The 22075-nt window shown below is 56.3% G+C and carries 20 protein-coding genes and 3 tRNA genes; 12 read left to right on the top strand and 11 right to left on the bottom strand.

Features of this window, described 5'->3' with window-relative positions:
* Positions 1 to 4: 4 nt before the first annotated feature.
* From cpoB to FCN45_RS05940, 4 genes are all read left to right on the top strand, one after another.
* Complete coding sequence (gene cpoB / locus FCN45_RS05925; protein WP_110865745.1) at positions 5 to 799, top strand: cell division protein CpoB; 795 nt, start codon at positions 5 to 7, stop codon at positions 797 to 799.
* A 166-nt stretch (positions 800 to 965) separates the two neighbouring features.
* Positions 966 to 1041, top strand: a tRNA-Lys gene (locus tag FCN45_RS05930).
* A gap of 53 nt (positions 1042 to 1094) precedes the next feature.
* Positions 1095 to 1170, top strand: a tRNA-Lys gene (locus FCN45_RS05935).
* A 27-nt stretch (positions 1171 to 1197) separates the two neighbouring features.
* Positions 1198 to 1273 (top strand) — tRNA-Lys (locus tag FCN45_RS05940).
* A 435-nt stretch (positions 1274 to 1708) separates the two neighbouring features.
* Here FCN45_RS05940 and FCN45_RS05945 read toward each other — a convergent pair.
* Complete coding sequence (locus tag FCN45_RS05945; protein WP_137386856.1) at positions 1709 to 3175, bottom strand: AlkA N-terminal domain-containing protein; 1467 nt, start codon at positions 3173 to 3175, stop codon at positions 1709 to 1711.
* 158 nt (positions 3176 to 3333) lie between these two features.
* Between FCN45_RS05945 and FCN45_RS05950 the strand changes: the two genes are divergently transcribed.
* The 3 genes from FCN45_RS05950 to pnuC all read left to right on the top strand — a co-directional run bounded on the left by FCN45_RS05950 (position 3334) and on the right by pnuC (position 5787).
* Positions 3334 to 3840 (top strand): methylated-DNA--[protein]-cysteine S-methyltransferase, encoded by a 507-nt coding sequence (locus FCN45_RS05950; RefSeq protein WP_101763204.1) that lies wholly within the window; start codon positions 3334 to 3336, stop codon positions 3838 to 3840.
* A 135-nt stretch (positions 3841 to 3975) separates the two neighbouring features.
* Positions 3976 to 5037: a quinolinate synthase NadA gene (nadA, locus tag FCN45_RS05955; RefSeq protein WP_101763203.1), complete on the top strand. Its 1062-nt coding sequence runs from the start codon at positions 3976 to 3978 to the stop codon at positions 5035 to 5037.
* Between the two features lie 27 nt (positions 5038 to 5064).
* Entirely contained in the window at positions 5065 to 5787 is a 723-nt protein-coding gene (pnuC, locus tag FCN45_RS05960) for a nicotinamide riboside transporter PnuC (RefSeq protein ID WP_137385387.1), read from the top strand.
* Here pnuC and zitB read toward each other — a convergent pair.
* The 4 genes from zitB to FCN45_RS05980 form a co-directional block, all read right to left on the bottom strand.
* A complete protein-coding gene (gene zitB / locus FCN45_RS05965) occupies positions 5781 to 6746 on the bottom strand; it encodes a CDF family zinc transporter ZitB (protein ID WP_137385388.1) in 966 nt (321 codons plus the stop codon). The genes pnuC and zitB overlap by 7 nt on opposite strands.
* A complete protein-coding gene (locus FCN45_RS05970) occupies positions 6715 to 9744 on the bottom strand; it encodes an ATP-binding protein (protein ID WP_137386857.1) in 3030 nt (1009 codons plus the stop codon). The genes zitB and FCN45_RS05970 overlap by 32 nt, the downstream gene beginning before the upstream one ends.
* A gap of 38 nt (positions 9745 to 9782) precedes the next feature.
* Entirely contained in the window at positions 9783 to 10367 is a 585-nt protein-coding gene (locus FCN45_RS05975) for a response regulator transcription factor (RefSeq protein WP_137385389.1), read from the bottom strand.
* A 103-nt stretch (positions 10368 to 10470) separates the two neighbouring features.
* Positions 10471 to 10827, bottom strand: a complete 357-nt coding sequence (locus FCN45_RS05980) for a YbgS-like family protein (protein ID WP_192414256.1) — start codon at positions 10825 to 10827, stop codon at positions 10471 to 10473.
* A gap of 299 nt (positions 10828 to 11126) precedes the next feature.
* Here FCN45_RS05980 and aroG point away from each other — a divergent pair, with 299 nt between their 5' ends.
* Complete coding sequence (gene aroG, locus FCN45_RS05985) at positions 11127 to 12179, top strand: 3-deoxy-7-phosphoheptulonate synthase AroG (RefSeq protein ID WP_110865751.1); 1053 nt, start codon at positions 11127 to 11129, stop codon at positions 12177 to 12179.
* A 61-nt stretch (positions 12180 to 12240) separates the two neighbouring features.
* Here aroG and gpmA read toward each other — a convergent pair whose 3' ends face one another.
* From gpmA to modE, 6 genes are all read right to left on the bottom strand, one after another.
* A complete protein-coding gene (gene gpmA / locus FCN45_RS05990) occupies positions 12241 to 12993 on the bottom strand; it encodes a 2,3-diphosphoglycerate-dependent phosphoglycerate mutase (protein ID WP_137385391.1) in 753 nt (250 codons plus the stop codon).
* A 150-nt stretch (positions 12994 to 13143) separates the two neighbouring features.
* Complete coding sequence (gene galM / locus FCN45_RS05995) at positions 13144 to 14178, bottom strand: galactose-1-epimerase (RefSeq protein WP_137385392.1); 1035 nt, start codon at positions 14176 to 14178, stop codon at positions 13144 to 13146.
* A complete protein-coding gene (galK, locus tag FCN45_RS06000; protein WP_137385393.1) occupies positions 14172 to 15320 on the bottom strand; it encodes a galactokinase in 1149 nt (382 codons plus the stop codon). The genes galM and galK overlap by 7 nt, the downstream gene beginning before the upstream one ends.
* Complete coding sequence (gene galT / locus FCN45_RS06005) at positions 15321 to 16364, bottom strand: galactose-1-phosphate uridylyltransferase (RefSeq protein ID WP_137385394.1); 1044 nt, start codon at positions 16362 to 16364, stop codon at positions 15321 to 15323. It abuts the gene before it with no gap.
* A gap of 448 nt (positions 16365 to 16812) precedes the next feature.
* On the bottom strand, positions 16813 to 18285 hold the full coding sequence (gene modF / locus FCN45_RS06010) for a molybdate ABC transporter ATP-binding protein ModF (RefSeq protein ID WP_137385395.1): 1473 nt from the start codon (positions 18283 to 18285) through the stop codon (positions 16813 to 16815).
* Between the two features lie 76 nt (positions 18286 to 18361).
* Positions 18362 to 19144 carry a molybdenum-dependent transcriptional regulator gene (gene modE / locus FCN45_RS06015; RefSeq protein WP_137385396.1) on the bottom strand — a complete coding sequence of 261 codons (783 nt, stop codon included), beginning with the start codon at positions 19142 to 19144 and terminating at the stop codon, positions 18362 to 18364.
* Positions 19145 to 19262: 118 nt separating this feature from the next.
* On the opposite strand from modE, the gene FCN45_RS06020 reads away from it, so the two are divergent.
* From FCN45_RS06020 to modC, 4 genes are all read left to right on the top strand, one after another.
* Positions 19263 to 19421, top strand: a complete 159-nt coding sequence (locus FCN45_RS06020; RefSeq protein WP_137385397.1) for an AcrZ family multidrug efflux pump-associated protein — start codon at positions 19263 to 19265, stop codon at positions 19419 to 19421.
* A 128-nt stretch (positions 19422 to 19549) separates the two neighbouring features.
* On the top strand, positions 19550 to 20323 hold the full coding sequence (modA, locus tag FCN45_RS06025) for a molybdate ABC transporter substrate-binding protein (RefSeq protein WP_137385398.1): 774 nt from the start codon (positions 19550 to 19552) through the stop codon (positions 20321 to 20323).
* Positions 20320 to 21012, top strand: a complete 693-nt coding sequence (modB, locus tag FCN45_RS06030) for a molybdate ABC transporter permease subunit (protein WP_137385399.1) — start codon at positions 20320 to 20322, stop codon at positions 21010 to 21012. The genes modA and modB overlap by 4 nt, the downstream gene beginning before the upstream one ends.
* Entirely contained in the window at positions 21012 to 22070 is a 1059-nt protein-coding gene (gene modC / locus FCN45_RS06035) for a molybdenum ABC transporter ATP-binding protein ModC (RefSeq protein ID WP_137385400.1), read from the top strand. Before modB ends, modC begins: the two co-directional genes overlap by 1 nt.
* Positions 22071 to 22075: the final 5 nt, after the last annotated feature.

Consider the following 22075-nt stretch of genomic DNA (forward strand, 5'->3'; position numbering starts at 1 on the left):
TATCATGATGAGTAACTTCAGACTTCATCTGTTGAGTCTGTCGTTACTGGTTGGTTTAGCGGCTCCTTTGGGGGCCGCTAATGCCCAGGCGTCAATCAGTAGCGTTGGCTCAGGCTCGGTCGAAGACCGTGTCACCACTCTTGAACGTATCTCTAATGCCCAGGCTCAGCTTTTGCAGCAATTGCAGCAGCAGATGAGCGACAACCAAAGCGATATCGATTCGCTGCGCGGGCAAATCCAGCAAAACAGCTATCAGCTTAATCAGGTGATTGAGCGCCAGAAGCAGCTCTATCAGCAAATCGACAGCCTTAGCTCCGGCAGTAATGGTGCGCAGGCGAGCGGTGGTGCTGATGCCGCTGCAGCGGGCGCTGCGGCTTCTGCGGATAGCGGTAGCAGCGCCAGTTCGGCCGCGCCAGCGCAAACCGGCGATGCCAACACGGACTACAATGCTGCGGTTGCGCTGATTCTGGAGAAGAAGCAGTACGATCAGGCGATTACTGCCCTGCAGGCTTGGGTGAAGAAATATCCTGATTCTACCTATCAGCCTAATGCCAATTACTGGCTGGGTCAGCTGTTTTACAACAAGGGCAAAAAAGACGATTCGGCCTATTATTTTGCCACTGTGGTAAAAAATTACGCGAAATCGCCAAAAGCACCGGAAGCGCTGTTTAAGGTTGGTGTGATCATGCAAGAGAAGAACGACACGGCGAAAGCCAAGGCTGTCTTCCAGCAAGTGATCAAACAATTCCCAAATAGTGATTCCGCTAAGCAGGCGCAAAAACGCCTTGCCGGGTTGTAATTTGTGCCTAAAAGACCGGATTTCGTGTGATTTCTGGTCTTACAGCATGAAAGGTAAGCAATTGAGATATTTAGTGGAAAATAAGGGTTGCGCCCTCCCGCTAAATCAGTAATATATGCCGCCGTTGCCGGGACATATCTTAACAAGTATCGGCAGCGCTGAAGATGGGTCGTTAGCTCAGTTGGTAGAGCAGTTGACTTTTAATCAATTGGTCGCAGGTTCGAATCCTGCACGACCCACCATCTCAACCCGTTGTAAGAGAGATGATTTCTTCAGTAAGCTTCACAACCTTGATGGGTCGTTAGCTCAGTTGGTAGAGCAGTTGACTTTTAATCAATTGGTCGCAGGTTCGAATCCTGCACGACCCACCATCAAGTAAAGGTTGTAAGCCCCACAGCGGGTCGTTAGCTCAGTTGGTAGAGCAGTTGACTTTTAATCAATTGGTCGCAGGTTCGAATCCTGCACGACCCACCAGTTATGTAGAAAGGCGCCCTAAAGGCGCCTTTTTGCTTTTCTACGTTTTAATAAAATTTTAGCAGTGTTGCTTTGGGATGGGTGCCGGGCCCTAAAAGGCGGGACGGATCGCGAAGACACATCACATCCCTGTGGATCGCCCTCGCAAGTACTCGCCTCATCCATGAGGCTCGCCCGCAAGCGGGCAACGCTTCGCGTTGTGCAAAAACGCTCCCGGCGTTTTTGTCCATGGCTCGGACGCTTCGCTCCTCCGCTCCCGCCTTTTAGAGCTATCAGGCTCAAGAGTCGCTTCTAAATAAGTGCACATATTTGCATGAAGGCGGGGATAAGGGGCGGTGGAGTAAAGCTTCCGGCGCATGGATGCGCCGGCAGAGCCTACAGGGATGTATCCACGGCGACTTTACGTAACCGCCCCTTATTTCCGCCTGAAACGCACTATTTGGATTTCTTAACCGGCGTCAGACTCTTCCAGATATGCAGCACCGCATAGCTGCGCCACGGCCGCCAAACCTGCGATAACTGCTCCGCCACTTTGGCACTCACGCCGCCGAGATTATTACGAATCGCAATATCCTCTTTGGGAAACGCATCAGGCCAACGCAGCGCGCGCATGGCGATATAACTTGCCGTCCACGGCCCTATGCCTTTCAGCGCCAGTAACTGCTGCTGAACCACGTCCGGATTCACCGCACCGTTAAAGCGTAATGCGCCAGAAGCGCAGGCCTGCGCCAACGCCTGAATGGCATGTGAACGCGCACTGACGATTCCCAGGCTGGCAATATCATCGATGCTCGCCGCCGCCAGCGACTCCGCATTTGGCGGCAAACGCGAAAGTTCTGACCACGGCGTCACCAGCGGCTCACCAAAGCGCTGTGCCATTCGGCTGCTTAGCGTGGTTGCGGCTTTCACGGTAACCTGCTGCCCGAGTATCGCGCGCACACCCAACTCAAAGCCGTCAAACGCACCAGGAACGCGTAAGCCGGGAAAGCGCGATAAGCTCTCGGCTAAAAGCGGATCGTGGCTTAGATGCTCAGCTATGCGCTGTGGCTGCGCATCCAAATCAAATAGATCGCGTAGCCGACGCAGCAAAGCGGGCAGCACTGGCGTCAGCGACGTTGTGAATTGCACCTTCAGCGACTGTTTACCCGCAACATGGCTCACGCGCACCCAGCCGCGACAGTTGCCCAGCGCCACGGTGCGGTGATACATGCCCTCGTTCACCCATTCCACTTCCTTCATCACGCGCTGTTGCAGGAAATCGAGCATCGCATCCCAATCGTAAGGCGGCCGATAACTCAGGCGCAGTTCGGCGCTCTCCTGAGTGGTTTTCACGGCGTCGGGTTGATTCTGCTTGCGCAGGCGGGAGGGCGTCATGCGATAGCGCGCCTGGAACACATCGTTAAAGCGCCTCAAACTACGGAAGCCGCTGGCGTAAGCAATTTCCGTGACCGGCAAAGAGGTTTCTGTCAGAAGTTGCTTGGCTAGCAGCATACGACGTGTCTGACGCAGCTCTAAAGGCGATACGCCGAGCTCCTGCTGCACCACGCGACGCAATTGACGTTCACTGAGGTCAAACTCGCCAGCGATGTCTGCCAGCGTCTCCTGCTCTTCCAGCAAGCCCTCTTCGATGCGGCGAATCAAACGATCGGCAATGCGGTGATGGCTATCCACCGGCGCAGAGCCGGGCGCCAGTTCCGGACGGCAGCGTAAACACGGACGGAAGTGCGCTTTCTCGGCGGCCTCTGCGCTGCTAAAAAACAGGCAGTTCTTCTGCATCGGCGCTTTCACTGGACAAATGGGGCGGCAATAAATGCCGGTGGATGTCACGCCAACAAAAAACAGCCCGTCGAAGCGGCTATCGCGCGACGTCAGCGCCTGGTACGCAATTTCAGCATCAAACATCATCGTCTCCGGCAAATAAACGGCATAGTCGCGCAAGCTGAACAGGAAAACTCGCTGCTTTCGGACAGCTAACCAGTTTATGCTGATGACCGAAAACAGCCAGTTTCCTGCGACGGAAATGCGATAATCGCCAGCAGAGAATATGCCGGAGGTGCACCATGTATCATGCCAAAATCATCGCGACGCCCGTTGGTGAGCTCACGCTTGTTGCCACCGATAAAGGATTGTCGGCGATTCTATGGGAAAACGAAGGGGCGCAGCGCGTGCCGCTGAAACCGATCAGCCGTAACGATCAGCATCCGATTCTGTGTGAGGCCGAACGCCAGCTGCGCGAATATTTCGCCGGTGAGCGTCAGCAGTTTGATATGCCGTACGACACCGTCGGCACCGAGTTCCAGAAAAAAGTGTGGCAGGCGCTGCTCACCATCCCGTTTGGAGAAACGCGCAGCTACCTGCAAATCGCCGAGCAGATCGGCAATCCGAAAGCGGTGCGCGCCGTGGGCGCAGCGAACGGTAAAAATCCGCTGTCGATTATGGCGCCGTGCCATCGCGTGATTGGCAGCAACGGCAAACTTACCGGTTTTGCAGGTGGGCTCACCGTTAAAGCCTTCCTGCTGGAGCTGGAAAGTCCGCAGAAAACGTTGAGCAGCGCATTGTTGCTGTAGAGCGCGCAAAAAAGAGACGACACTCTCGCGCAATTCCGCTATCGTGTTTAGCATATAAAACACGATGGCGGTTTTGATGCCGCATCATTGCCGTAACAGGCAATTTTGTTAAATTGAGAAAACGAGAGCCGTGTCATGAGTCTGATGTTCGATCCTGAAAGCGCGATCTATCCTTTCCCTCCGAAACCGGCACGTCTCAGCGACGATGAAAAAGCCCATTATAAAAACAAAATCAAACGCTTGCTGAAAGAACGCGATGCGGTGATGGTGGCGCATTACTACACCGATCCCGAAATTCAGGCGCTGGCGGAAGAGACCGGCGGCTGCGTATCGGACTCACTGGAAATGGCCCGTTTCGGCAGCACCCATCCCGCTAAAACCTTGCTGGTGGCGGGCGTGCGTTTTATGGGTGAAACCGCAAAAATCCTTAGCCCGGAAAAAACCGTGCTGATGCCCACCTTGCAGGCGGAATGCTCGCTCGATCTCGGTTGCCCAATTGAAGAATTTAACCGCTTTTGCGATCAGCATCCCGATCGCACGGTGGTGGTGTATGCCAACACCTCGGCGGCGGTGAAGGCGCGCGCGGATTGGGTCGTCACCTCGAGCATCGCGGTTGAGCTGATTGAGCATCTCGATAGCCTCGGCGAGAAAATCATCTGGGCACCGGATCGCCATCTCGGCCGCTACGTCACGCAAAAATCCGGCGCGGATGTGCTGTGCTGGCAGGGTGCCTGTATTGTGCATGACGAATTCAAAACACAGGCTTTGCAACGCATGAAGGCGCTCTATCCGCATGCGGCGGTGCTGGTGCATCCTGAATCACCGCAGGCGATTGTCGATCTGGCTGATGCGGTGGGATCCACCAGTCAGCTGATTCAGGCGGCGCAAAGTTTGCCGCATCCGCAGATGATCGTCGCCACCGATCGCGGCATCTTCTACAAAATGCAGCAGGCGGTGCCGAACAAAGAGTTGCTGGAAGCGCCCACCGCAGGCGAGGGCGCCACCTGCCGCAGCTGTGCGCACTGTCCTTGGATGGCGATGAACGGCCTGAAAGCGATTGCTGAAGGACTGGAGCGTGGCGGCAGCGCGCATGAGATCCATGTGGATAGCGCGTTGCGTGAGGCCGCGTTGCTACCGCTCAACCGCATGCTATCCTTTGCTGCAGATCTTAAACTTAAAATCAAAGGGAATGCATGACGGGCTCCCGTTACACAGGCACCTAATATGGACTTCTTTAGCACGCAAAATATTCTGGTTCACATTCCGATCGGCGTTGGCGGTTACGATCTCTCATGGATCGAAGCCGTTGGCACCCTTGCGGGCCTGCTCTGCATCTGGCTCGCCAGCCTTGAGAAAATCATCAACTACTTTTTCGGGCTGATAAACGTCACGCTGTTCGCGGTGATTTTCTTCCAGATTCAGCTCTACGCCAGCTTGTTGCTGCAACTGTTCTTCTTCGTCGCCAACGTTTACGGCTGGTACGCGTGGAGTCGGCAAACCTCTAACAACGAAACGGAGCTGAGAATTCGCTGGCTGCCGCTGCCGAAAGCATTGGGCTGGGGCGCGGCGTGCGTGGTGGCGATTGCGCTGATGACGGTGTACATCGATCCGGTCTTTGCCTTCCTGACCAAAACAGCGGTCGGCATTATGCAGAGTCTGGGGCTTAACGTGGCGATGCCGCAACTGCAGCCTGACGCGTTCCCGTTCTGGGATTCGTGCATGATGGTGCTGTCGATTGTGGCGATGATTTTGATGACGCGAAAATATGTTGAGAACTGGCTGCTTTGGGTGGTGATCAACGTTATCAGCGTGATGATCTTTGCGCGTCAGGGCGTATATGCCATGTCACTGGAGTACGCGATTCTGACGCTGATTGCGCTTAACGGTTCGCGCCTGTGGATGCAAAGCGCACGCGAACATGGCTCGCGCGCGCTGTCCCATCAGTGATGATGAGCGTGACCTTCCAGCGCAGCATGATCGTGGTGATCGTGCTGCGCGGCGCTATTATCTAAACACAACTCGCAGTCCGGCCCGCTGCACGGCTGATATTCCATCTGCACCGTGGCGTGGGCAATCTGATAGTGCTCATGCAAATAGTGGTGAATGCGCTTAAGCAGGCCGTCATGATCGTATGGCGGAATCACCTGCACATGCAGCGTCAGCACCGGTTTTTCACCCACTTGCCACAAATGAACGTGATGCACGTTACGTACTTCATCGATATTGCGCGTCAGCTCACGTGTCAGTTTATCCGCGTTGATATGGCCCGGCGCACCTTCCAGCAACTCATGCAGGCTCTCGCGCAGCAGCGACCAGGCGCTACGTACCACCAGCAATGACACCAGCAGCGACAAAATCGGGTCGATTGGCGTCCAGCCGGTCAGCATGATGATCACCGCCGCGACAATCGCACCGACCGAACCCAGCAAATCGCCCAGCACATGCAATGCCGCCGCACGTACGTTGAGATTCTTCTCTTCGCTGCCGCGATGCAGCAGCCAGAACGACAGCAGATTGGCCAGCAAACCGGCAATGGCGATGCCGAGCATCAATCCGCCGGCAATCGGCTGGGGTTCATAGAAGCGACGCAGCGCTTCCCAGACAATCAGCACCGTAATCACCAATAGCGCAATGGCGTTGACGAACGCCGCTAAGGTGGTGAGACGCAGCAAGCCGAAGGTATGGCGCGCGTTAGGCTTGCGCTGGGCAAACTGCACCGCGAGTAACGCCATCAGCAGCGCGGCGGCATCGGTCAACATATGTCCGGCATCGGCCAGCAGCGCCAGCGAGCCAGAAACCAGCCCGCCGATCACTTCGGCCACCATAAACAGCGCCGTTACGGCAAACGCCGCGGCCAGTCGCGTGCGGTTGCCGTTAGCGGTCCCGTGAGAATGCGTGTGTGCCATAATTATCCAGTTGTTTAAGTAACCTGTTTGTTAATGATATCAGTAAATTGAGATCATCAAGCGGCAACTGCTGCTGTTTAACCTGCTCAATCAACTGCTGACAGCGCTCGGCTACCTCATCAATGCCCAGCATCAACCAGCTGCCCTTCATGCGGTGTGCAGCCTGTTCCAGCGCCGTCCAATTTTGTGTATCGCGCGCGTTCAACAGCAAATCCCGATCCTGTTGCAGCGTGCGCTGCAAGGTTTGACAGATGCGCGGAATAAATGCCTGATTATCCTGCGCCAGAATCAGTAAGCTGTTTGGCAAGACATCCAATGGATCTTTTACTGCGCGCGCCAGCAGCGGTGCCAGATGATCGAGCTCAATGGGTTTGAGCAGCAGAGCTTCGTCATCCAGCAAGGCGATTTTCAGCAACTGAACATCTGCAGAGCAGAGCACGCGCAGCGAGGTGCTGCCGCGCTGGCGCTGACGACGGCGCAGAATACGCAGCAGCGTTAAACCATCCGGGCGCGGCATCATCTGGTCGATAAACAGAATATCGAAGGCGCGCTGAGCATCGGCGCGCAGCAGCGCCCGGCCCTCTTCAAATACCTGCGCCTCAACGCCAAACATCGCCAGCTGCTGCTGCATCACCAAAAGATTGGTCGGGTGATCGTCCACAATCGCCACGCGCAGCTGCGGGTAAACAGGCAAGCTGGCTGTGCGCTCGGTTAACGGCTCTTCGCTCACCACTAATGGCAGCTGCACGCTGACCGTGGTGCCGCTGCCCGGTGCTGAAGTGAGCGTTAGCGTACCGCCCATTCGTTGCACAATCTCGCGACAGATAAACAAACCTAAGCCGCTGCCTTGCACCGCATGGCTTTTGCCGGACGGCGCCTGATACCACGGCTTAAACAGTTTTGCCTGCTCGTTAAGCGGGATGCCGCTGCCGGTGTCGGTGACCGTAAGCTGGATGTGCTCACTGACCGCCAGCGACAGGCGCACTTCTCCTTCGCGGGTAAATTTCAGGGCGTTGGCCACCAGATTATTCACCACCTGCTGCAGGCGATCGCCATCCAGCAACACGCTGGCAGGCAGCGGTGTTAGCGCTTCGGCAATCAGGTTCGGCCCGGCATCGCGCATTAAGGGATGATAAAACTGCTGCTGTTGCTGCAGCCAGAGCGTCAGATTGAGCGGGCGCGGCGCCAGACGGAAGCTCTGGCTCTCAATACGCGCGTGATCCTGCAAGTCGTTCAATAGCGCCATCAGCGACCGCGCGCTGCTGTGCATCAGCGCCAGCCGTTCACTCGGATGCTGCTGCTGTTCCAGCTCCAGCAAACCGAGTATCGCCTGCATCGGCGTGCGCAGTTCGTGGCTGGCGGTGGCGAGAAACTGGCTTTTGGCGGCATTGGCGCGTTCGGCCTGCTCACGCTGCAATCGGTCACGGCGCTGCTGCCAGTAACGACGCGCCAGCAAGCCCAACAGCAACAGAATAATTACGCCTGCCGCAAGCAAAATCATCAGCGGAATATTGCGCATCGCCATCGTCGTGCCGGGCTGCGGCGGCTGTGACCAGCTGACGCGCATCTGGTTGAGCGTATCAGGCGGGATTTGCTGCAATGCATGGTCGAGCAGGGCGCGCAGCTCAGGCTGTTCAGCACTGACCTGCGGCGCCAGCGGCCAGGCGATATCGCTGGCAGCAAACGCCAGATGCACACGATTATCTTCGTGACTCGCCATACGCCAGCGGGCAGAGAGCACGTTATCTACCAGCGCATCGATCTGACCGTTATTCAGCGCTTGCCACAGCTGCGTCCGATCGTCGAACGGTTGCGGCGTAATACCTGACGGCAGCAAACGTATGGCGAGATCGTCGCGTAATACGCCCACGCGCTGGCCTTGTAACGATTGCCAGTTCATTGGCTGATGCGTGGCAAGCGTGTAAATGCCCCAAATGGCGCGCCATACCGGCAAAGTATTGCTGCCGGGATCGTCGCCATAAAGCGGCTGCAACAGGTTGAGCATCACCTGCTGTTGCTGCAGTAGCGTGGCGGCCTGCTGCGGATTGTTGACCCAGCGCGGGGTAAAACGCAGGCCGGTACTTTGGCTCAGCGCGTTCAGCATGTCGATGCCGAAGCCGCGCGCGTTGCCGCTGCTGTCGCGATAACTCCAGGGCGCGTTATCCGCCTCAACCGCATACGGAATCTCAGTATGTTGCGCCAGCCACTGCTTTTCGCTGGCCGACAGCATCAGAGTTTGTGTGTCCTGATAACGCAGCAGCGGCGGGCTCCAGCGCTGCTGAACGCGACTGCTGAACTCGGCGGGCAGCAGACGCAGCTGGCTGTTAAGCCAGTGGATCAGCGCGGCATTGCGCGTCATTGCGCGTAGCGTTAATTCGCCCGCGCCAGGATCGGCAGTGATTTGGTAAATTTGTCCTTGCTGCAGCTGGCCCAGCAAGAAACCGGCGCTGGCTTCATCGGCGACCAGATAATCGCTTTGCTGATTGAGCAGCGCATACAGCGCCTGCAGATCGCCCGGCAAGGTGTGCCAGCGATGCTGCTGAACAAATTCAGTGGGCAACTGTGCCAGCGTCGCTTCGGCAATGGTGAGCTGCGCGGTTTCGCTATTGAACATCACCGCGCGCTGATTATCCCGGTTACGATAAATGCGAATCGGGCTGCTGTACCAGCTGTCGCTGAGCAGCACGTCGGATGGGAGCTGGGCATGTTGATTACTTAACACCAAATCCACCTCGCCGCGCTGCAAGGCTGCCAGTTGCTGCGCGCGATCGGCATAGCTTTGCAGCGTGAAATGCGTACCGGTCAACTGGCTTAGGGCGCTGAGATAGTCGGCGTCGATGCCCCAGAGGTGATCGCCAATACGCATTGCCCAGGGCGCGCTGTTTTGTGCCGGCACCGCGACGCGCAACGTTGCGCCGGGCCACGGCTCGGCGTGTGGGGCTGGCATCATCGCGGGTAACATCACGCTGCTGGCGGGTTGCAGATCGGCTTTCGCCATCACACTCAGCAGCAGCGTACACAGCAGCAAACAGATCCTCACTGCTGCGCTTTCCACAGCTCAGCCAGCTCAACCACCGACTGTACGCCGGTTTTCTCCAGGATGTTCTTCTTGTGGGTGCTAACGGTTTTATTGCTGATATGCAGCTGTTCGCCAATCTGCAGATTCGAGAGGCCGCGCACCAGCAGCGCTACAATCTGCTGCTCTTTCTCGGTTAACGGCAGTTCGATACGTTCCGGCAGAGGCGGAAAAGCCTGCTGGCCGCCTAGCACCGCCAGAATCGCGCTCAGCAGTTGCGCCATGCTTTGGCTTTTCACCACGTAACCGGCAGCGCCAAGCGACACGGCGCTGAGCAGCGTGTGGCGGCTCTGCTGCGCGGAATAGATCAACACCGGGCAGTGCTGATTACGCACGCGCAACCGGCGCAGCAGTTCGAGTCCGTCGCAATCGGGTAAACCGATATCCAGCACTATTAAATCGATGGGATGTTGTTGAAGCAGTTGGCGCGCCTGCGCTTCGTCGCCAGCGGCGTGAATGTTCAACGTGATAGGAGCGTTAACGCAAGCCGCTTCCAGTGCGACGGCAACTAACGGGTGATCATCAATAAGCAGCAATGAAGCCATGAAACAGTTCCTGTGAATTTCATTGCTTCAGCATAGCGGAAAAGGGCGGGAGGCAAAATAAAAGGGAGAGCCGAAGCTCTCCCTTGGTCAAACAGAAGGAACCTTATTGCGAAGTACCATCTGTTTTATGTTTCACGTGGCCGCCACCCTCTTTGGTGTCGACTTTTTTATTCATGTCCGGGCATTTGCCGTCTTTGCACATGCTGTTTTTGTGCACCTGGCTGGCTGACATATTGCTTGAGTCAGTGCCTGACGTTGCTGCGCTGTTGGTATTGGTGCTACCGCTGTTAATTTTGCTGTTATCAACATTATTAGGTGGCAGATTCTGTTTTGCACCGCCAGCTGCTGCACCGGCTTCAGCTGAAGCGTTGGCCGCACCATTGTTGTTATCCGCAGCCATTACAGCACCGCTACCCATGGTCATCGCTGCTGTCAGAAAGATCATTGCAAACTTATTCATCATTATGCTCCAGTAATTAATGGATAGTTGCCGTCTAACACCCGCTGGTGTTGAGTGACGAAAATAGCGTGCCGTGATGGAATAAAATCCACCTTATACGCTTCACTTAAAAATTTAATTTTGCAAACACATCATTCCTTAGTGCTTACATTTAAAAAGCTTAGTGCATGGATATATAAATGCAAATTTGAGATGTACATTTTAAGCGCGGTGCGTAATTTACACCCACCGCGTGAAGGGCTAAAGTGGGCGGGTTGCGCCCGACGGACGTTGGGCCAGAAATTTGAATGGAATTGTGTATGGATTACCAGAACGATGATTTACGCATCAGAGAGATCAAAGAGTTACTGCCTCCTGTTGCTTTGCTTGAAAAATTCCCCGCCACCGATAAAGCGGCTGCAACCGTAGCGCAGTCACGTCAGGCGATTCACCGCATTCTGCATGGCGAAGACGATCGTCTGCTGGTGGTGATCGGTCCGTGCTCAATTCATGATACCCAGGCTGCGCAAGAGTATGCGACGCGCCTGCTGGCACTGCGTGATGAGCTGAAAGACGATCTCGAAGTGGTGATGCGCGTTTACTTTGAAAAACCGCGCACCACGGTGGGCTGGAAAGGGCTGATCAACGATCCGTTTATGGATGGCAGCTTCCAGATCAACGACGGCCTGCGCCTGGCGCGCAAGCTGCTGGTGGATATCAACGATATCGGGTTGCCAGCCGCCGGTGAGTTCCTCGATATGATCACGCCACAATATATGGCCGACCTGATGAGCTGGGGCGCGATTGGTGCACGTACCACCGAATCGCAGGTGCATCGCGAACTCTCTTCCGGCCTCTCTTGCCCGGTGGGCTTCAAAAACGGTACCGACGGCACCATCAAAGTGGCGATTGACGCCATCGGTGCGGCCAGCGCGCCACACTGCTTCCTGTCAGTCACCAAATATGGTCACTCGGCGATAGTCGAAACCAGCGGTAACGAAGACTGCCACATCATCCTGCGCGGCGGCAAAGAGCCGAACTACAGCGCCGAACACGTGGCGGCCGTGAAAACCGGTCTGGAGAAAGCAGGCTTGCGTCCGCAAGTGATGATAGACTTCAGCCATGCTAATAGCAGCAAGCAGTTCCAACGTCAGATGGTGGTTGCCGACGACGTGGCACAGCAAATTGCCGGTGGTGAGCAGGCGATTACTGGCGTGATGATCGAGAGTCATCTGGTGGAAGGTAATCAGAGCCTCGAAAGCGGCAAACCGCTGGTGTACGGCCAGAGCGTGACCGATGCCTGTATCGGCTGGGAAGACACTGAGAAGGCGTTGCGTCAGCTGGCTCAGGCGGTCAAACAGCGCCGCAGCTAAGCTAATGCAGCAATAAAAAAGGCCAGACTTGCGTCTGGCCTTTTTGCGTTTCAGCGTTCGCTTACTTCGCTTTACCCTGGTTGGCTACGGCTGCGGCTTTCGCAGCAATCTCATCAGCATCACCCAGATAGTAACGTTTGAGTGGCTTGAAGTTCTCATCGAACTCATACACCAACGGCACGCCAGTTGGGATGTTCAGTTCGAGGATCTCGTCTTCGCTCAGGTTGTCGAGGTATTTAACCAGCGCACGCAGTGAGTTGCCGTGTGCAGCAACGATCACTTTCTCACCGCTCTTAATGCGCGGCAGAATGCTTTCGTTCCAGTAAGGAATCACGCGTTCGATGGTCAGCGCCAGGCTTTCGGTGGTTGGCAGCTGCGTGTCAGTCAGTGAAGCGTAACGCGGATCGTGGCCTGGGAAACGCTCATCAGCGCGATCCAGTTCTGGTGGCGTGATAGCAAAGCCACGACGCCACTGTTTCACTTGCTCGTCACCGTATTTAGCGGCGGTTTCTGCTTTATCCAGACCTTGCAGCGCACCGTAGTGACGCTCGTTCAGACGCCAGGTTTTTTCAACCGGCAGCCAAGCCTGATCCAGCTCATCCAGCACGTTCCACAGGGTATGGATAGCGCGCTTCAGCACTGAGGTGTAAGCGAAATCAAACACGAAACCTTCTTTCTTCAGCAGCTGACCGGCTGCTTTGGCTTCAGTGCGACCTTTGTCAGACAGGTCAACGTCGTACCATCCGGTGAAGCGGTTTTCCTGGTTCCACTGGCTTTCGCCGTGTCGCACCAGTACCAGCTTAGTTACGGCCATAGCTTTACTCCTTAATGCTCGATTTACGATTAGTATTGAAACCGGCTGCGGCCACTGAGAAGCGGCTCACTAATAGCGCCATACCATAGCGGAAAACAACGCACGGCGTAAGCCTGTCGGCAGCGCAGTGCGCGTTTTTCATCCGGTGGCTCAGTGCGGCGTGAAGCGATAACGCGTCACGGACTGCCAGCTGTCGCCGGGTTGTAGCCAGCAATCGGGCTGCGGCCACTCTGCATGGTTAGGCGAATCCGGTAAAAATTCGCTCTCCAGAGCGATGCCCTGGAAAGCAGTATAGCTGTCCTGCTCACGGGCGCGTGTTCCCGCCAGATAGTTGCCGGTGTAGAACTGCAGCGCCGGAGCGGCAGTAAACACGCTCAGCTCCAGCTTGCCATCGGCAGACCATAAATGGGCGGCGGGCTGGCTGCTGTCGCCAGCGGTGTTAAGCAAAAAGGCGTGGTCATAGCCTTTCACCGCTTTTTGATCGTCATCGGCAAGGAACTCATCGGCGACGCGCTTCGGCTGGCGGAAATCAAAACTGTTTCCCACCACCTCTTTCAGCGGCGCGTTAGGAATGCCTTCGCTGTCCACCGGCAGGTAACGATCGGCGTGCAGTTGTAAGCGATGCTGGCGCGCATCACCATGATGCGCATCAAGATTAAAGTAAGCATGGTTGGTGAGATTGACCGGGCAAGGCTTGTCGGTTTGCGCTTCATAGCGAATCGACAAGCAATTATCGTCATCAAGTTGATAGATGACATTGGCGATCACATTGCCGGGATAACCCTGATCGCCATCGGGCGAATCGAGGCGATAGTGCACCTCGCTTTCGCTCTGACTGAGAATCTGCCAGCGACGTTTATCGAAACCTTGCGGCCCGCCGTGCAGCTGATGTGCGCCCTGATTAGCCGCCAGCTGTAAATTGAGTTGCTTAAGTTCGGCCGAGGCGATGCGGTTCGCGTAGCGGCCAATCGTCGCGCCAAGATAAGCATCCTGATGCAGATAATCGGACGGCGTGGCACAGCCGAGCAGCGCTTCACGCACGCTGTGATCCAACATTGGCACGCGCGCTGACAGCCAGGTCGCGCCCCAATCCATAAAAGTAGCCACCATGCCGTTGCGATTGCGCAGCACGGTGATGCGCCACGGTTGCCCGTCTGGCGCGTGTGAATTCACATCACTTACCATTGGCCTGCTCCTGCGGACGCTTTGCACACGTAGAAGGTCTCTTTGATGCCGGTTTGCGCTTCATACTTCTCAGCGACCACCGCTTTCACCGCATCGACCAGATCGGTTGGCATCAGCGCCACGATGCAGCCACCGAAACCGCCGCCGGTCATACGCACGCCGCCGCGCGGACCGATTTCTGCTTTCACAATCTCAACCAGCTGATCGATTTGCGGCACGGTGATTTCGAAATCGTCACGCATTGAGGCGTGCGATTCGGCCATCAGTTCGCCCATGCGTTTCAGATCGCCCGCGCTTAACGCATCGGCGGCTTCCAGCGTGCGCGCATTTTCGCTAATCACGTGACGCACGCGTTTTGCCACCAACACATCCAGCTCACCAGCAGAGGCTTCAAACTCTTCCAGCGTCACATCGCGCAGCGCCGGTTTATTGAAGAAGCGTGCGCCAGTTTCACACTGTTCACGACGCGTATTGTATTCGCTGCCCACCAGGCTACGACGGAAGTTGGAGTTGATGATCACCACCGCGACATCTTCCGGCATTGATACCGCGCGCGTGCCGAGCGTACGACAATCCAGCAGCATGGCGTGATCCGGCTGACCGAGCGCCGAGATCAGCTGATCCATGATGCCGCAGTTGCAGCCGACAAACTGGTTTTCCGCTTCCTGACCGTTCACCGCAATCGCTGCGCCATCGAGGTTTAATGCATACAGCTGCTGGAATACGGTACCGACCGCCACTTCCAGCGACGCCGAAGAACTCAGGCCCGCGCCTTGTGGCACGTTGCCGCTGATCACCATATCAACGCCGCCAAAGCTGGCATCGCGTTTTTGCAGATGTTTCACCACGCCGCGCACGTAGTTGGCCCACATTGGCTCTTTCAGCGGCTCAATCGGCGCATCCAGCGAGAAGCTGTCCTGCTGATTGTCGTAATCGACGGCAATCACGCGCACCTGGCGATCGTCGCGTTTGGCGCAGGCAATCACGGTTTGATAATCGATGGCACACGGCAGCACAAAGCCATCGTTGTAGTCGGTGTGTTCGCCAATCAGATTGACGCGGCCCGGTGCCTGAATGCTGTGTGTCGCCTGATAGCCGAAAGTGTCAGCGAAAACCTGTTGAGTAATGGATTTTAATGACATTTATTGCGCCTCGCGGAAATGGACATCGCTGACAGAACGCAGACGTTCAGCTGCCTGTTCCGCCGTTAAATCACGTTGGGTTTCGGCCAGCATTTCATAGCCAACCATAAATTTGCGTACCGTGGCTGAACGCAGCAGCGGCGGATAGAAGTGTGCGTGCAGCTGCCAGTGATCGTTGGCTTCGCCGTTGAACGGCGCGCCGTGCCAGCCCATCGAATAGGGGAAAGAGCACTGGAACAGGTTGTCGTAGCGGCTGGTGAGCTGCTTAAGCGCCAGCGCCAGATCGGTGCGCTGCGGCTCGGAGAGATCGGTGATGCGTTTCACATGGGCTTTCGGCAGCAGCAAGGTTTCAAACGGCCACGCCGCCCACCACGGCACCACGGCCAGCCAGTGTTCGGTTTCCACCACCGTACGGCTGCCATCGCTCAACTCGCGCGCAGCGTAATCGACCAGCAGCGCCGTGCCTTTCTCGGCAAAATAGTGACGTTGGTTGTCATCTTCTTTCTGCGCTTCGTTCGGCAGGAAGCTGTTGGCCCAAATCTGGCCATGCGGATGCGGGTTGGAGCAGCCCATCGCCGCGCCTTTGTTTTCAAACACCTGCACCCACGGATAGTGCTGGCCGAGATCGGCAGTCTGTTCCTGCCAGGTCCGCACGATATCTTCCAGCCCGCTCAGCGGCAGTTCCGGCAGCGTTTTGCTGTGATCCGGCGAGAAGCAGATCACCCGGCTAGTACCGCGTGCACTTTCGCAGCGCATCAACAGATCGTCGCTTTGCGGTGCGTCTGGCGTGTTAGTCATCAGCGCGGCAAAGTCATTGGTGAACACGTAAGTGCTTTTATAGTCAGGGTTTTTGTCACCGGTAATGCGGGTGTTTCCGGCACAGAGGAAACAGTCAGGATCGTGCGCTGGCAGTTGCTCCAGTGCCGGGGTTTCCTGCGCACCTTGCCACGGGCGCTTAGCGCGATGGGGTGAGACCAGCACCCATTGATCGATCAATGGGTTATAACGGCGATGCGGGTGATCGACCGGGTTAAATTTTTCCATGATGAGTCCTGGTAAACGGCAAACAGATAAAAATGATTTTGATCAAAGTAGCACAAAGACCAGCGTGAAAGCGTGATCCAGTCTGGATAAATGGTATCGTTTACACAAGGTGACGATTCTCATTTTGTGGGGTTGTTGCGTGTGTTTGTTGAATTACCAGGCGATGAAATGGTAACGCTTACATTGCCTTCATACTTCGAACTGCTGCTGCTTGCCGCAGCTCGAATTATTTTGGCAATGGCGCTATGCACATTAGATACATGTAGATATAAGGGTCACCATTGATGGCGTAACGCCGCTCAGTTAAGCGCCGTATCAAATCACCGCACCTTCCGTAGCGGCGCGATTTATCGCGCAATGAATTGCGCCGCTACAATGTGTGCTCTCGTTAATAAGGGTTTTTCATGTCTTAATTGACGAGCATTACGCTATTTATGGCAACCGCCATTTAACGCAGCGACTCTTGCAGGAAACCGTAACCCTGTTCCTGCGCGACAAAACTCAGGCGATGGGTGATGCACTTCGGCGCATCTTCGGCGTGATGGGAGACAAACAGCAGTTGCGTACGGCCTTCGCCAATCAGCACATCGACAAAGCGGCGCACTAGCTGGCGGTTAATCGGATCGAGCCCCTGCAACGGTTCATCGAGAATGAGTAGCGTGGGATGTTTCACCAGCGCGCGCGCAATTAGCACCAGCCGCTGCTGGCCCCACGACAAACTGTGGAACGGCGCATCCGCCAGCTGATTATCCATACCGAGCAGCGCCAGCCACTGACGCGCCAGCGCTTTTTGCCGATCGGACACCGCCTGATACAGACCAATCGAATCGAAGAAGCCGGAGAGCACCACGGTGCGCACATTACAGCTGACGCGATAATCGAGGTGCAGGCTGCTGCTGACGTAACCGATGTGCTGCTTGATGTCCCAGATGGTTTCACCGCTGCCGCGTCGGATGCCAAACAGCGTCAAATCGTTGCTGTAACCCTGCGGATGATCGCCGGTTACCAAACTGAGCAGGGTGGATTTACCCGCGCCGTTCGGCCCCACAATCTGCCAGTGTTCACCGGGTTTAACTTGCCAGTTCAGGCCATCAATCACCGCTTTGTCGTTGTACGACACCACGCCGTTGCGCAGTATCACGCGCGGCGCATCTTCGGCCAGCTGCGGCAGTTGATCGGGTTGATCCGCCTCCGGCAGCGCCATGCCAGCAAGCTTCTCGCTGTGCGCCAGCTGCGCCACCAGCGCTTCGGCCAGAATCGCCCGCCGATCGCCCACGTGGGTTAACGTGCATTCGGCCAACACGCCGACCTTCCCGACAAAATCGGGAATATCATCAAAGCGATTGAGCACCAGCACCACGCTATAGCCGCTTTGATGCAGATCGTTGAGGGTTTGCGCCAGGCTGGCGCGCGACGCCACATCCAGCCCATCGAAAGGCTCATCGAGAATCAGCAGATCCGGCTGCGCCATTAGCGCCTGACACAACAGTGTTTTGCGCGTCTCGCCGGTGGAGAGATATTTGAAGCGACGATCGAGCAGATAAGTGATGCCAAACTGCTGCGCCAGCGCCTGACAGCGCGCCGCATCTTGCACTTCATCCTGAATGATCTGTGCGGCGGTGCGACCGGTATCGTCTTCGCCTTCACTTAGCAAATCGGTGTTGTTGCGTTCCCACTCATCGCTGACCAGTTTCTGTAGCTGCTCCAGCGACAGGCGCGTACGGCGTTGAAAATCCTGCTGCACGCTGCCTTTACCGGGCTGCAACTCGCCGGAAAGGGCGCGCGCCAGCGATGACTTGCCGCTGCCGTTGGCGCCGACAAACGCCCAGCTTTCGCCGCTGTTGAGGGTTAAATCGTTAAGGGACAGTGCTCGGGTGTCGCTAAGGTGAAACGTACCTTGCGAAATTTGCAATGAAGCCATGATCTATTCCGTTTTATGCATCGTGTCGTCCAGTTTTAGCCAGCGATGCAGACGAAGTCAAATCATGGCGTGGATTTCAGAGCAGTGTGGCGATGATGGCGTGTTCGGCATTAAAACTGGCGGTGACGCTGGCACCAACCTGCAGATTCTGCTGTTTCACCGCCTCATTGGTGACGGTCGCGCACAGCGTTTCGCCACTCGGCAACGCCATCAATACTTCGCTAACCTGATCGCCGGGCTCAATTGCGCTGATCTGCGCAGCCAGTTGATTGTCGCTGCTGGCGGCGGCGTGACTGACGTGAATCCACGGTGCTTTAATCAGCACCAGCACCTCTTTGCCGCTGTCGAGCTGCAAGCGTTCGGCACTGCGTGCGGTGATCGCCACCTGCAGGCGCGTTACGCCATCGGCGAGCAGCACCTCAAGGTGCTGCTGCACCTGCTGATGATCGCTGGCCAGCACCGTACCAAACAGCTGATTGCGCGCGCTGGTTTGCAGCGAGAAACGCGCAATCGCCGCCAGCAAACTGTCGAGCGGCAAGCTGTCGTTTTGCAGCACATCGAAAGCCTTTTGTTGGATCTGCTCCATCAACTGGAACAGCTGAATCAGCCGCTCGCCATAACGCGTCAGCTGCGCGCCGCCGCCGCCTTTACCGCCGGTGGCGCGATCCACCAGCGTTTTGTCGGCCAGCTGATTCATCTCATTGATCGCATCCCAGGCACTTTTATAACTGATGCCCGCCAGTTTCGCGCCCTGGCTGATAGAGCCGGTTTGCTGCACGCGTTTCAGTAATTCGATGCGACGCGGATCGGCAAACAGCTTCTGCTGAAGACGAATATGGAGAGAAAGTTCTGCCTGCATGTCAGCTCCTTAGGTTAATCCGCTCAGTTTACTGCTTAAAAGTAAAAGCACGAAAAGGGCAGTGCGTTTTTTTCGCTAACCGTTACAATCACTTTTTTATTTTCTGCGTGAGGTTTCCATGCTGGAACTGTTAAAAAGCCTGGCTGTGGCTATCATCATGGTGCCGATTGTGATGGCGATTATGCTCGGTTTGATTTACGGCCTGGGTGAAGTTTTCAACGTCATCTCAAAATTTGGCCGCCGCGATGATCGTCCTGTTAACAGCTCACAACACTAATTTCTCAACGCCCGCTTCCTGCGGGCGTTTTGTTTCTGAACTTCCGTAAAATCCTGCCGATATAAAGCTCATGACGCATTTGCGCGTACGTTGTATTATCAAATATATAACGTAAAAAGGAGCAACAAATGCGAACCATCAAGTACCGTTGGGCTGCTGCAACCGTTTTAAGCGTTTCATTGGCCGGTCATGCCGCGGCCGCAGAGAAAATCACCGTGTTTGCAGCGGCATCGCTGACCAATGCGCTGCAGGAGATTGCGACGCAGTACCAGAAGAAAAGCGGTGTAGAAGTGGTATCCTCTTTTGCCTCTTCTTCGGTGCTGGCGCGCCAGATCGATCAGGGCGCACCGGCCGATCTGTTCATCTCTGCCGATCAGCAGTGGATGGACGATGTGGTGGCAAAAAACAGCGTGGTGAGCAGCACGCGCTATACGCTGCTTGGCAATGATTTAGTGCTGATTGCACCGAAAAGCGACGCGGCTAAAGCGGTCACTATTGATAGCAAAACCGACTGGAAACGCCTGCTGAAAGGCGAGCGTCTGGCGGTGGGCGATCCGGATCACGTGCCGGCCGGCATTTATGCCAAAGAAGCATTACAAAAACTCGGCGCGTGGGACGCTTTATCCCCGCAGCTGGCGCCAGCCAACAACGTGCGCGCCGCGCTGGCACTGGTTGAGCGTAACGAAACGCCGTACGGCATCGTGTATGGTTCGGACGCGGTGGCCAGTCAAAAAGTGCAGGTCGTAGGACGATTCCCGGAAGATAGCCACAAGCCAGTGGAATATCCGATGGCGATTGTCAAAGAACATCAGAACGCAACGGTGAAAGCCTTCTACAACTATTTGCAGGGGCCGGATGCCGCTGCCGTGTTTAAACAGTATGGATTCACGCCGAAGAAATGATATTGAGCGATCCCGAATGGCAGGCCGTTTTTCTCAGCCTGAAAGTGTCCTGTGTAGCTGTGATATGCAGCTTGCCGTTTGGCATCCTGATGGCCTGGATTCTGGCGCGCTGCCGCTTTCCGGGCAAAACTCTGTTGGACAGCATCGTCCACCTGCCGCTGGTGCTGCCGCCGGTGGTGGTCGGTTATCTGCTGCTGATCGCCTTAGGCCGGCGCGGTTTTATTGGCGAATGGCTGTATGACTGGTTCGGTTTCACCTTTGCTTTTAGCTGGCGCGGCGCGGTGATCGCTTCGGCGGTGATGGCGTTTCCGCTGATGGTGCGTGCAATTCGTCTTGCGCTGGAAGCGGTGGATACCAAACTGGAGCTGGCCGCACGCACGCTGGGTGCCGGGCGCAGGCGCGTATTTTTCACCATTACGCTTCCGCTCACCTTGCCGGGCATTATTGTCGGCACGGTGCTGGCCTTTGCCCGTTCGCTGGGCGAATTTGGCGCCACCATCACGTTTGTATCCAACATTCCCGGCGAGACGCGCACCATTCCGTCGGCGATGTTTACCCTGATTGAAACGCCGGGCGCGGAAGGCACCGCCGCGCGCCTCTGTGCGGTGGCGATAGCGTTAGCGCTGATGTCGCTGGTGGCGTCGGAGCTGCTGGCGCGTTGGGGCCGTAAACGGCTGGGAGCGGCATAATGCTCAATCTGCAACTTTCTCAGCAGTTGGGCGATCACCTGCTCGACGTTAACGTCAATATTCCCGCCAGCGGCATTACCGCCATTTTCGGCGTGTCGGGTGCGGGCAAAACCTCGTTGATTAACGCGATTGGCGGATTAACCCAGCCGCAGAGCGGACGTATTGAGTTAAACGATCGCCTGCTGTTCGATTCGGCCACGCGCGTGAATTTGCCGCCGGAAAAGCGCCGCATCGGCTATGTATTTCAGGACGCGCGGCTGTTTCCACATTATCGCGTGCGCGGCAATCTGCAATACGGCATGGCGGCCTCAATGAAGTCGCAGTTCAACGCGCTGGTGGCGCTGCTGGGTTTAGAATCGCTACTGACGCGTTTTCCTGCGTCGCTTTCGGGCGGTGAAAAACAGCGCGTGGCGATTGGCCGCGCGTTGCTGACGGCGCCCGATATTCTGCTGATGGATGAGCCGCTGGCGTCGCTCGATCTGCCGCGCAAACGTGAGCTGATGCCCTATCTGCAAAAGCTGGCGAAGCAGGTCGATATTCCCATTCTTTACGTATCGCACAGCCTCGATGAAATCCTGCAGCTGGCGGATAACGTGCTGGTGCTGGATGCCGGCCAGGTGAAAGCCTTTGGTCCGCTGGAAAAAGTGTGGAGCAGTTCGGCGATGCGTCCGTGGCTGCCGCTCGCCGAGCGCACCAGCGTGCTGCGCGTGCAGGTGCTGGAGCAGCATCCTGATTACCCGATGACCGCGCTGTCGCTTGGCGATCAGCATATTTGGGTGAGCCGGGTGAATCAGCCGCTGAAAACACCGCTGCGTATTCGCATCGCCTCAGCCGATGTGTCGCTGGCATTGCAGCCGCCGCATAACACCTCGATCCGCAATATTCTGCCGGCACAGGTGGTTGAGCTGCTGGAGATTGACGATCAGGTGGAAGTGAAGCTGCGCATTGGCATCAGCGAACTGTGGGCACGCATTTCGCCGTGGGCGCGCGATGAGCTGGGCATTCGACCGGATCAGTGGCTGTATGCGCAGATCAAGAGCGTGTCGATAGCAGCGTAAATGGA

This window comes from Pantoea sp. SO10, assembly GCF_005281435.1.
GTDB lineage: Bacteria > Pseudomonadota > Gammaproteobacteria > Enterobacterales > Enterobacteriaceae > Pantoea > Pantoea leporis.